Annotated in this window: 7 protein-coding genes; 1 reads left to right on the top strand and 6 read right to left on the bottom strand. The window is 46.5% G+C overall.

The genetic code is table 11. The features are described 5' to 3' along the window. The first annotated feature begins 234 nt into the window (after positions 1 to 234). On the top strand, positions 235 to 1,869 hold the full coding sequence (locus HMAT_RS08345) for an alpha-L-fucosidase (protein ID WP_104382280.1): 1,635 nt from the start codon (positions 235 to 237) through the stop codon (positions 1,867 to 1,869). Positions 1,870 to 1,921: 52 nt separating this feature from the next. Here HMAT_RS08345 and HMAT_RS08340 read toward each other — a convergent pair whose 3' ends face one another. Genes HMAT_RS08340 through HMAT_RS08315 form a run of 6 tightly spaced genes read right to left on the bottom strand, consistent with a single transcriptional unit; the run spans position 1,922 to position 12,024 of the window. Next, a complete protein-coding gene (locus HMAT_RS08340; protein ID WP_233789151.1) occupies positions 1,922 to 2,791 on the bottom strand; it encodes a sialate O-acetylesterase in 870 nt (289 codons plus the stop codon). A gap of 55 nt (positions 2,792 to 2,846) precedes the next feature. After that, positions 2,847 to 4,577: an RICIN domain-containing protein gene (locus HMAT_RS08335; RefSeq protein WP_104382278.1), complete on the bottom strand. Its 1,731-nt coding sequence runs from the start codon at positions 4,575 to 4,577 to the stop codon at positions 2,847 to 2,849. A gap of 31 nt (positions 4,578 to 4,608) precedes the next feature. Continuing rightward, positions 4,609 to 6,294: an endo-1,4-beta-xylanase gene (locus HMAT_RS08330; protein WP_104382277.1), complete on the bottom strand. Its 1,686-nt coding sequence runs from the start codon at positions 6,292 to 6,294 to the stop codon at positions 4,609 to 4,611. A 23-nt stretch (positions 6,295 to 6,317) separates the two neighbouring features. Next, positions 6,318 to 7,343, bottom strand: coding sequence for a DUF5627 domain-containing protein (locus HMAT_RS08325; RefSeq protein ID WP_104382276.1), 1,026 nt, complete (start codon positions 7,341 to 7,343; stop codon positions 6,318 to 6,320). A 16-nt stretch (positions 7,344 to 7,359) separates the two neighbouring features. Beyond that, complete coding sequence (locus HMAT_RS08320; RefSeq protein WP_233789150.1) at positions 7,360 to 9,123, bottom strand: RagB/SusD family nutrient uptake outer membrane protein; 1,764 nt, start codon at positions 9,121 to 9,123, stop codon at positions 7,360 to 7,362. 21 nt (positions 9,124 to 9,144) lie between these two features. After that, positions 9,145 to 12,024 (bottom strand): SusC/RagA family TonB-linked outer membrane protein, encoded by a 2,880-nt coding sequence (locus tag HMAT_RS08315; protein WP_104382274.1) that lies wholly within the window; start codon positions 12,022 to 12,024, stop codon positions 9,145 to 9,147. Positions 12,025 to 12,026: the final 2 nt, after the last annotated feature.

Below are 12,026 nucleotides of genomic sequence, written 5' to 3'. Positions count from 1 at the left end.
TTTATTCATAGTTAGTGGTTAGGTGAAGGCGTCCTTTTGGGGACGTCTTTTTTCTTGGGGCAACAGCATGAAAATGTGGTCTACGTCGATATTGTGCAAGTATTCATCGATTATGTAGTTTCTTTCATGATTCAATACCGGTACTTTTGGTAGGAAAGAAGATAACAAATTATAAACCGAATGACTTTGTCCCACAATTTTGGCTTAGGCATTCTGACCGAAGATCATTGTATAATGAATAGAAGAACAGCAATTAAGTTTCTCGGTGCAACTATTCCGACCCTTTTCCTTGGTAAATTCAGCGCTGCCTACGCCTATCTGGGGAAAGCTCCTTTTCATCCCGACTGGCGTTCATTGGAAAACTATCAGGTACCTGATTGGTTTCGCGATGCCAAATTTGGCATCTGGGCACATTGGGGACCACAATGCCAGCCTGAGCGCGGTGATTGGTACGCCCGTGGCATGTATCAGGAGGGATCGGACCAATATCAATATCATCTTGAAAAGTATGGACATCCTTCTGTTTTTGGTTTTAAGGATGTGATCCATCAATGGAAAGCCGAAAACTGGAATCCGGAGGAGCTGATGGAGCTGTATAAGAATGCCGGTGCACAGTATTTTATGGCTCTGGCCAACCATCATGATAATCTGGATCTTTATCGCAGCAGTCACCATCGCTGGAATAGTGTCAATGTCGGACCTAAAAAAGATCTTGTTGGCGGCTGGGAACGTGCCGCAAGAAAAAGAGGTCTTAAATTTGGCGTGAGTGTACACGCAGCACATGCCTGGACCTGGTACGAAACTGCTCAGCGAAGTGATAAAGAAGGCAAGTTTGCAGGAGTTCCTTATGATGGGAAACTAACAAAAAAAGATGGTGCGGGAAAATGGTGGGCAGATTACGATCCACAGGAGCTTTATGCCCAGGATCATCAACTGAGTCTGGACAGCACGGATGATCACACGGTTCATCGGCAGTGGCATTGGGATGTCGACTCCGGGGTGAGCGTACCTGACAGAGCCTATTGTGAAAATTTCAAAGCGCGTACCCTGGAACTGATGGACAGCTACCGGCCAGATATCGTTTATTTTGACGATACGGTGCTGCCACTTTATCCAATAAGCAATGTTGGCTTGGAGATCGCAGCTGATTTTTACAATAAAAGCATGCAGGCAAATAAAGGCAAGGTTGATGTGGTAATTAATGGCAAAATCCTCAATGAACAGCAGCGTAAATGTCTAGTATGGGATATCGAACGGGGGCAGAGCAATACCATCGAGCCACAGCCCTGGCAGACCTGTACCTGTATAGGGGCTTGGCATTATGACCGCCGGATTTATGATAATAATCAATATAAATCCGCTAAGACCATTATTCATATGCTGATAGACGTGGTCAGCAAAAATGGCAATTTATTACTGAGTGTACCATTGCGCGGTGATGGATCTATCGATGAAAAAGCAAGGGGAGTGGTTGAGGGTATAGGGGGCTGGATGGCTCTACACCGGGAAGCTATTATCGGAACCAGGCCATGGCATATTTTTGGCGAGGGCCCTGCACAGGAGGAGGCTCCTTCACTAAGTGTTCAGGGGTTCAACGAGGGAAAAGGAAAAGCTTTTACCGGGGAGGATGTTCGTTTTACGACAAAGGGAAATGTACTGTATGCCTTTATTATGGGAACACCGACCGGAAAGGAGATTAGAATCAAGTCATTGGGGCGTTCCGCACCCGATCCACGTGCGGTCAGCAGGATACAGCTGCTGGGCATTAATGATCGGATATCTTTTCGGCAGCTCGACGATGCTCTTGAGGTTCAGATACCCGACAGTTTTGTTCGAAATACCATAGCTACCGTACTAAAAATTACGTAGATTGTTTTAGTGTAGCTATGGTATAGACTGGATTCAAACCCCGGAGGAAGAACTAAAAAGATTTTGTTTTCTTCAGAATCTTAAGCATGCTTGCCGCATAGTTTTTGCCTAGCTGCCGGTATCCCGCAGGACTGAAATGCAGTCCGTCGCCAATACCTGCACAGCCTTTGGAGGAGATGATATGGGCAGTAGGGATGGTAGCGGGCAGTGTCTGAATGATAGCGTTCATGCTTGCGCATTTACCGCCGGCTTCGGCCGAAAGGAGTTCGCCGGCAAGCAGCGGGACATCTTGGGCGCTCAGGTGCAAATCGCGCAGGAGGCTTTCATAGACTTTTTTTACTTTATTGGGCCATTGCCGATCGCCAGTGTTGGACTCACCCTGATGAAGCAAAATACCTTTGATAACACCTTTCTGCTGCGCCATCCTGGCTAGGGCTACCAGTCTCTGATAAGGATTGTTGTCATAGGCAGCAAGCATGGATTTCATCCATTCCGGTGACTTTGCAACATAACTTGCTGTGCTGTCCTGATCAAATAATTGAATATGACAGCCACCTACTGAAACGTTGATGACACCGACCTCAATATTTTTGGGAAGATTTTCTACAAGTGTTCGGCCAAAATAATCTGCAGGTGTAAGTCCAGTGTGGCAGCGTGTGAGTGGTGCCCGGGCCGGCGACCATTGGCCATATTGCCGCCCTAAATCGGGGCAATCTACTGCCGATAGTACCTTGAACCGTTCGATGGCCATGGTATCCTGTGCTTCGAATTTACCGTGCCCTTCCATATTGGATTGTCCAAAGCAAAGGTAAATATGGAAGTTTTTGTCTTGGGCGAACGCTGCTGTACCTGAAAAACCGCATAGTAGGAAGATCATTAACAGGATTTTAAATTGTGTTTGTCGCATGGTGAAGTTTTTCATGTGATTAAAATAAACTATTTCGCGGTAAGAATAGCTTACCGCGAAAAGATGACCTTTAGTTCATCGCTATAAATTTGAATTTAAACAACTGACAGGATGTACCATAGTAATCCCAAAGCTGCAGATTGGAGTTGCCATCCATCGTACAGCTGGGTACATCCCAACCGCGTGTGGCATCTACCTTTGAGGTAATTTTGTAATAGCCATTAGCTACAGCTGTGACCTTCCAGGCCTGCGCATCATTGCCATAGTTCTGCCAGAGCCGGATGGCAGTTCCGAGTACATTGCTGTTACTTGTCAGATCGATGCAACGACTGCTTGCGCTTGCTTTGGAGACAAAGCGCCAGTAACCATTGCCTGCATCGATGGCTACCCAGCGCTGTGCGTTTGCACCATTTCGGGTCCAGGGTCTGAGTGCTGCACCGTTGGCATCTTCCCCTGATTTCAAATCAAGGACTTTGTTGGCATCGGTCTGAAATTCAATTTCGTAAATCCCATTGTTCACCAAGCTGGTGACGGTGCAGTTAGACATGGGGTAATTGGAGGCGGCATATTGCTGAAACCATTGTTTGCTCGGTGCAGCGCAGGCCTCCCAATCGTTATTAAAGGCGGTGCCGGCATTGGGGTCTCCTTTGTGAAGCAGGTCGTCGGGGGCAAGGAGGTTCCAGCTGACATTGCCCGATTGATCGACGATATATTTCAAATTTGCACCAAAACCATTACCACCAGCGGTGCCCGTAGATCCAGTGCCGAAAGTACCATATCCCTGTGGAGCCCAGTCGGTCTCTGTAATAGCGATTGGCGCAATGTCAGCAATAGGTTTGACATTGGTATTCCAGGCATTTTGGAAAGCTTGATAGGTATTGACACCGCCCCAATAACCGGGATAAATGTGTACCGCATAGCCAATGTTGCCACCCGTAATCTGGTTATTGACGTAGCCTTGGTAATGGGATTGCCAACCGGTACCGGGTATCCAGCAGACGTTGTTGGCTCCGTTGTTACGGATGATATTGACTAAGGGCTGAAAGAAATTTTTCAGCGCGGCAAAATGTTCATTTCCCGTCATTCCCCAAGTACCGTTCGTCCCAAGGATTTCAACAGGCTCGTTAGCCAATTCAAACATCACATTGTCTGCATTTTTCAGGGCAGTGTGCTGCGACAGAAAGGTCCATACGGTCTTGAGATAGGTATGATAGGCATCATTGACGGCGATACGGTGCGGACATACACCTGGAGGACGCAAGATGACATACATACCGCGGCTGCGGGCATGATTGATTAAGGGGACAATGACCTGGTCGGTGTAGGTAACCAGACGATTGTAGTTGAACCGTGAGATATCGTCTTCGGGAATGGGTGCACCTGGATCATTGGTCCAATAAGGATCAATATGCAGACGGATATAATTGAGGTACCAACCGTCGGCGGCGCTGCTGAGCTTGTCCATGACCGCCTTGTTGTAATTGAGCGCGCCCTGCACATTGTAATTGTCCCAGGTGCAGTAGCCCGAGTTGGCTCCATACTGACAGCCATTGAACCAAGGGCTTGGCGTAATGGCTACCCCATGCAGGACAATGTTATTGTCGCAGGGATCTTTGAGGTACTTGCCTCCGACATGTAGGGTCGGGGTTGGCCGCGGCCAGCTTGTAACGGCTTGCGCGGAAACATTGGATTTAAGACTTCTTTCGGATTCGCTGGTCAATGTTTTTTCTTCCAGCCGTGAGCAGCTGGAAAAAATAGCTAATAAAAAGATCAGCAATAACCACATGTTGTTTGTTCTCATAATTTACATATTTAAAGGGTGATTAATGATCTTATTTTTTAGCTGACAATGCCTTAGCAACAGCCTGGTAGGCTGGCTTTCGAACAAATCCTTCGGTCCATAAGCCGATGGGCTCTCCACGTCGCCAGAATGAACCCTCTTGGTCTGGACTATCCAATGGGCTCCATAGGGTGATACCGTACTGTTTATCCTTGGGAATGATCTCGAGGTATTTCTCAACGACAAACTTGTATAAGTCAGCTTGTTTCTGATACATTTCAGCTGTTGCATTGCTGGTCTTTATGCCGTTTCCAAGGCCGATATCGAGCTCAGACACTTTAATCAGCTTGCCGGTTGCGGCCAATAGATTGAACATGCTGACGATTTGGTCTTTACTGGTATTGATATCGATGTGCATCTGAGTGCCGATTCCATCCACTTTGGCCCCTTTGCCTTCGATGTAGCCGACATAGGCGATGAGCCCTTTACATTTGTTGCCACTGCCTTCCAAGCCATAGTCATTGATGAAAAGGAGATCATTGGCATTACCATATTTGCGGGCAAACTGGAAGGCTTTCACGGCATAATCTTTACCCAAATAATCCTGCCAGTAGAATTCATCATCCGCCAGATCGGTTTTGCCGACTCCCGTCTTTAGGGCATATTGGTCGGGCCAGTCGGACATCGGTTCGTTGACTACGTCCCAAGCCTTGATGTAGCCTTTGGTTTTCTCAAGCATGCCGGCAATAAATGTCTCCATCGCTTTTGCGAGAATGGCTTCTTTCTCGGCAGGGGTTTTCTCGATCGTGCTGCCCCCAGGGCTTCCATAACCTTCGCCATTGGCGGACTGCGCTCTGGAGGAATTGTTTCCCCAGCCAAACCAACCATCAATATTGTTTTCAAAATCACTGTTGGCAATAAGGCTTGCCGAACTACCTGTTTTTGTCAGCACGACTTTGTCGATGAAAATAGTTCCATCATATTGACCAAAATTGATGATAAAACGGTTACGCGCTGCAGTTGCGGTGACTTTGAGTTCGTATTCTTTGTAGCTTGTTGTTAATGCCAATGAACCCATATTGTCGCCCGTATAATTGGAGGTGCTCTGCAGATCAATACCAATATTGCCTGTTTTGCTACCTCGGGCCACAATCTTCAAAACATATTCTTTACCCACTTCCGTTGGGTTAATGTCTGTGGCTGTCTGTGCTTCCCAGGCATTGACAACAGAGGGATTGCTCATTTTTAGTGCATGTCCCGCTAGAGCTGGTCCTCCAGAACCTGGTATAACCACAGGAGCCATTAACTTATTCAGGTAGGCGGCATTCTGTCCCGAATGCCAGCACAACGTGTGGCCATACAGTGCCATGTTGTTTTCCTGTGCAGCTGTGATCAGCTGTTCTACACGAGATAGATTCAGGTTTCCGTCGGCTTGCACAATGGAACCATGCTTCATTTCATAGCCCATCACCATTTCTTCGAAATTACGATTAGCCAAGCGGTAGAGTACTCCTTTATTAAAATAATCGTTCATATTGAGCGCGACACCAAGTTTAAATGCGGGGTTTGCCTGTTTGTCTAAATAAGTTTTCAGGGGATTGTAGGCATTTATATCTTCCTGCGCCAGCACTTCCTGCGGTTTATCAACAGCAAATTCCAAGGGTTGATATTTGGAGCAGGAACTCCAGACAGTGCCGAGCGAAAGTAGGATGACGATAGTTTTATTGATTTTTTTCATCGTTGTTCGTTATTGAATTGATACTACTTTTTGACGGGCGTAAAAGTTTCCATTTTTACGGATCGGTCCCGCATAACGAGGGTATCCTTGCTTGTGACGGTCATTTGTGCCATATCGATCGTGTAGGATAGATATAGTGCGTCTCGGTCTGCATTGCCCCAGCTGTTTTTTTCGCCCCGTTTGACGAATTTTCCACTTCCGGTAGCTGATACGCCGGCACTAGCCGAGCTAACACTGCAATTGTTGTCGTCGTCAAAAGATAGGTTCAGATTGACATTGATATTGACATCACCTGCTCCCTTAAAAGATAGGGGCAAGACTGATTTCTTAAGTGCTGCCGTACTGATGTTTTTGACTTCATCTTTTTCGACGTAGGCCTGATGCCTGACAACGCTTTTTGTCAAGCTACTGTTGGCGCCTTTGCCAACGATCTGATCGGTACCGCGGCGAAGGTAATTGCCATGCCAGGGATTGATATATTTGAGGGCATAGAAGATAAAATCTTTCGGTGCAGCGTCCCAGTCGGATGCAATTGCCCTATTGGCAGTCTGTAATGAGGTTTTACCGGAGAGTATTGAATCGGCATTGACAACCTTTGTCATCCGGAGCGGTAAAACGTAATAGGTTTCCAACGACTTGGGGTCGGCAAAAAACGCGTCGGTCAGCTGTACCTCCACACCGCCCGTGAGGCTACCGCTGGGAATGCTGATCTGGTTGCTGGCAAGCTGATAATAATTGTCAGGCAGTGCGGTAACAGCCCGCCCATTTGGGTAGTGAAGCCCATTTGTGAGACTGTTGTCGACAACGAAGTCGATACGAATATCTTTTTTGTTGTTGTACACGCCGCCTGTAGTTGCCATGACTTTGACCTTATGTTGGTTGTCGAGGCTATTGTCAAAGATGTCTTCGCCCAGGGTCACTGTTCTGACCGGTGTCTGATAAGCGAAGTATACCGATTGAAATTCAAAGTCAGGGAACTCCCAGTCGTTATTTTTGCAGGACGCCAAACTTACTAAAGCCATTGCGTACAGGATATTGATTTTTTTCATCGTGTGCATGTTAAGTTTAATTCCAACCTATATTTTGTACAAGATTGCTGTATTTAAGTACCTCGCTGTACGGGATTGGGCCGTAATTCATATAGTTTTCATAGAGTCTATTCTCGACAGGTATTTCGGTATAGCTGTTGTTGTTGATACTCATGCCCTTGGCGGCGACATTGATATCCATTTTCCAACGGCGAAGATCCCAAAACCGGAATCCTTCAAAGCAAAGCTCCAGTCGGCGTTCGTTTCGGATCAGCTGCCGCATTTGATCTTTATTATTTTTGACTTGCTCCAGGTAAGGGTCGCCATTGTTGGTGCCGACACCTGCACGCCGGCGAATAGCTTTGATGATGTCGTAGGCCGAGAACGTAAAGGTACCCATACCTGTAGGTCCCCAAGCTTCATTGGCCGCCTCGGCATAGGCCAGATACATTTCCGTCATGCGTATACGCGCGTTGAAGTGCATTTGTTGCGTAGAAGATGAGGGGTTGAGGTTGACATCCTGACGCAGGAGCTTTTTCAGGTAATAACCCGTCCGTGTGGATGTTTCGACTTTGTTCAAGCCGTCATTGGTCGGACTATTGGCTGTCGTATTGATTGCTGAATTGCTCACACCTGCTGTCGCACCATTGACAATGATATAGGTCTTCAATCGTGGATCCCGTTTATCGTAAGGATTGGCTTTATTGTAGGCCGAATTGGCATCGGCAATGGGATAGCCATTTTCCATAGGGAAGGCATCGACCAGGTTCTGCGTTGGGTTGAGTCGGCCCCTACCGAATAATGTTGGCGGAAAATGATCTTGTTCCATACTGTTACTATTTCCTTTGTCTGTACGCCAAAGAATTTCGGCCGGATTGGAGCCAGAGGTTAAACCGTCGACCACCTCTTTATTGTACCAGGTAAATCCTTTAGGGTCGATCCCACTGACACCGCCTTTGGCTTGGATGACCTGCCCCGCATAGATCGCGGCTTGCTCCCAGGTCGTTTTACTCCCTTCACTGTATGCTGGACTTGCTGCTAATAGCGCTGCCCTGGCACGAATAGCCTGTGCAATGCGCTTGGTCATCCGTAATTTAAACGTGGAGCCAAATACGCGATTGTAATCATTGGCGTTTACGGTTCCTGCATATTTAACTGGAACCTGGCTATCGCTTGCTATATTTTCATAATCCATCGGCAATAGATCCTCTGCTTTGTTGATGTCGTCGTACAATTGCTGCATACAGGCTTCAAATGAGGCTCGGGGTTGATTGAAATCCGAATTGACGGTCTCAGGAGTCAAATGGATCGGAACGCCCAATATCTCTCCAGTGCCTGACTTGCCGGCATGCGCCTGTAGGAGATGGAACATAAACAGTGCACGGAGGCCATAGGCTTCGCCTTTCATCCGGTCGTTGAATAGGGCGCTAACTTTTGGCTCCATGGCCCATTCAACCTGGTCTGTTAAGGACAGAAAATTGTTCAGGTATTGTATGGCCGAATAGCTGTTGCGCCATTGATCAAAGGGGTTGTTGATACTTGTCCACTGGCCGGTTGCCGTTTTTAGAAATGTATTGTTCTTATCGTTGCTCACCGCATTGTCGGTCGCAACGTCATCAAAGCTGTAGCTATTGCTTGGGATTCGGTTGTATCCGTTTAAAAGCAATCCCTGAGCATATAACGGGCGGCTATTGGCCGTTTCAATTTCAAGATTATTCTCGAGAGCCGGTTCAAACATATCTTCGCAGGAAGAAAATAACAGGCTACTCGCGATGGCTAGCGTTAATAGTTTTTTCATCATTCTCATTTTAAATATTCATGATTAAAATAGAGCCTTTAGGCCGACGTTGAAAAATCGCGTTTGAGGCGCTTGTCCGATATTCAATTGCATGGTTTCTTTTTCCTTTGCAATCATCAACAGATTGGATCCGTTGGCGTAAATACCTAATTCATGGATAAATTTGGAACTGAGTATACGTTTGGGGAAATCGTAGGAAAGCTGCACTTTGGACAGGTTGATGCGATCCGTCTTATAAAGCCAAAAATCTGAGCTTCGAAAGTTGTTATCACTGTTGAAGGTAGTTAGGCGTGGATAAGTAGCGGTTTCTTTGGTCGACTCTGTCCAGCGGTCGCGCACGACCACGGAATATTTATCCTCCGCATCTACCCAAAAGTAAGAACTGTTTTTCATGGCCTTGGCACCAAACTGGCCTGTAGCGGCAGCAAAAAGGGTGAAGTTGTTCCATTTGACCGTCAGGTTGAGTCCTAATGTAAGTGGAGCTCCGCTCCATCCGCCTTTGCCCAGATAAACTTCGTCACGCGTATCAATCGTGCCGTCCCCGTTTTGGTCTTTATACTTAATATCACCCGGTTTTACTTCACCAAATGAAGAGAAGGCCGAATTGTCAATGTCGGACTGGCTCATATAAAAACCATCATGCTGTAAACCCCATAATGCATCGAGCGGTTTCCCGGCTTTATTTTGATAGCTAAACTGATAAAGTTCGTCCCTTTTTGCGGCCTTTGTTGTATAGTACATCCCATTGAGTCCCAGTGATACAAAAGTTTGGTTTAACTGTTTGTTCAGATTGACTCCAAAGTCTACACCCCGCCGTTCGTCACTGTTGTAATTGATAAAGGGAAGATCCGAATAAACAGGCCAACCTGTCGTAAAATACATCGGGTATTGCGTTGCCGCTTGCACCAAACCACCGCTCATGCGGTTAAAAAAGTAGGATGTATTGAAAGTGATCAAATTATTGTAAAGTCCACCTTCAAGGCTGATGTTAAGTTCCTTGCGTTTTGGAAATTTCATGTTTGGATTGTCGCCTCTCCGTCGGTCGAAAGAGTGCACCAATGCGCCATCCGCCCAGCTATACCAGGCCCCATTGTTGTAGGTATAATAGCCTTGATACAGGAAATAATCGCTAATGTCCAGATCTGTGTTTAAGATCCCCGCCGAAGCGGACAATCTTAGGTCATTGACAACTTTGCTATTGACAAGAAAGTTTTCTTTTGACAGGCGCCAGGCAAGGGCTAATGTCGGGGAGAGGGCCTGTCTGTTCCCCTGCGGTAATTTTGCCGAATGGCTATAGGCGCTACTAAAATCAACATAATATTTACCGGAATAGTTGTAGCCCAACTGTAGCCCTAGGTTGGCATTACTGAGTTTATGGTAACTGCCGGAGGCAGCGATCTGAAATGCATTGGCCAATAGGATTGCCGAAAGATGGTGGTTGTTATCGTAGGTGCGGTTAAAGTTTAAGGATCCATTGAGTCCGATGGTCTGCCGATAGGTGCTGCCGCTGATGTTTTGCAAACCCGAAATGCGGTCATCCCCATATTTTGTAAGGCTACTGATTCGATCTTTTCCGTCATAGTTGTTCCATGAAGCTTGATATACTGCATAATTGTTGTTGTAGGCCTGATTGTAATTGGACTGATAGTCCACGGCGAGGTTGGTTTTGAAAACCAATCCTTCCAGGATATTTTTCAAGTCAAAATTCAAACCTGTATTGAATTGAAACTGGCGGTTGAGATAGCGGTTGGTGCCACCGGCATAAATGTTAGCAAAGGCATTGGTCTGATCCAGCTGACTTCCCCCCAGAAGGTATTTACCATCGATGAGAAAATTACTATTGTTGACATACACCATCGAATTGATGTCACCTTCTTCGATCATATCGATCGGGATGAGTGGGGAGAAGCGATGCGGCCTAGCGATGGCGGCTGCTCCCCAATAATCTGCGTTGACTCCTTTTAACATGTAAAAGCTGGCCGAAGCGTCCACATTGAGCGAGATCATTTCATTGACTTTGACGTCGATGTTGCCACGCATATTAAATCGATTGGCACCACCATTTTTCTTGGCCTGTCCAAAATTGAGCATAGACCCTTCAGACCAAAAACCAAAGTTGGTATAATATTGTGCCCGCTGATTTCCGCCTGAGATTTCGGCGGTGGCATCGTAGCGATTATAATGATCCTTGATATAGTCCGAGGAATAATAATCAACATTTGGGTAGCGGAAAGGGTTTGTTCCAGCTGCATGTTGGTAGATGGTTTCGGCACCGTAGAGTGCCGAGAGACCGTCATTTTGCCGGGCCTCGTTGTATAACGTCATATATTCGGCAGAGCCCAGGTATTGCGGATAACTGATCGCCGTATTGATACCGCTATTGGCCCTGATTTTTATCTGCTGACCCCCAGCTTTTCCGCGTTTGGTGTTAATGCTGATTACTCCTTTTGCCGCCCGACTACCATAGAGTGCAATGGCATTGACTCCTTTTAGGACACTGATCTGATCGATCTCGGTCGGCATAACGTTATTGGCGTCGCGCGGAAATCCATCCACTAAGACCAGATAACCGCTCATCCCCCAGATATTACCGTTATATCCGGAAATAAAGGCATCGAGATTTTCTAGACTGTAGGTGTTGTAGCTCTTGTCGAGCAATTGTGGGATGTTGATGGACTGGACATTGCCCATGAGGTCTTTTTTCTGAACTTTCCGGAAAGCAACTTGTACAAGTGTTGTACTGTCTTTGCCGATACTATCCTGAAGACCAGTTTTCGAACATGTTGAATGTGTATTTTTATATTGTCCAATGGTTGGATTAAGCGATTCTTTGGCCATTCCTTCCGTGGTGGCAATCCAGCTTAATCCAAGACATAGTGCTATACTTAATTTTTTGTACTTCATTT

The sequence above is a fragment of the Sphingobacterium sp. HMA12 genome (genome assembly GCF_002933815.1).
Lineage (GTDB): Bacteria > Bacteroidota > Bacteroidia > Sphingobacteriales > Sphingobacteriaceae > Sphingobacterium.
The sequence above is the reverse complement of the archived record's forward strand: the minus strand, read 5'-3'. Positions and strand labels throughout refer to the sequence as shown.

Coding starts and splice junctions, on each gene's coding strand:
- HMAT_RS08335 (WP_104382278.1), bottom strand. CDS start 4,577: ATGAGAACAAACAACATGTGGTTATTGCTGATCTTTTTATTAGCTATT.
- HMAT_RS08315 (WP_104382274.1), bottom strand. CDS start 12,024: ATGAAGTACAAAAAATTAAGTATAGCACTATGTCTTGGATTAAGCTGG.
- HMAT_RS08320 (WP_233789150.1), bottom strand. CDS start 9,123: ATGATGAAAAAACTATTAACGCTAGCCATCGCGAGTAGCCTGTTATTT.
- HMAT_RS08330 (WP_104382277.1), bottom strand. CDS start 6,294: ATGAAAAAAATCAATAAAACTATCGTCATCCTACTTTCGCTCGGCACT.
- HMAT_RS08325 (WP_104382276.1), bottom strand. CDS start 7,343: ATGAAAAAAATCAATATCCTGTACGCAATGGCTTTAGTAAGTTTGGCG.
- HMAT_RS08345 (WP_104382280.1), top strand. CDS start 235: ATGAATAGAAGAACAGCAATTAAGTTTCTCGGTGCAACTATTCCGACC.
- HMAT_RS08340 (WP_233789151.1), bottom strand. CDS start 2,791: ATGAAAAACTTCACCATGCGACAAACACAATTTAAAATCCTGTTAATG.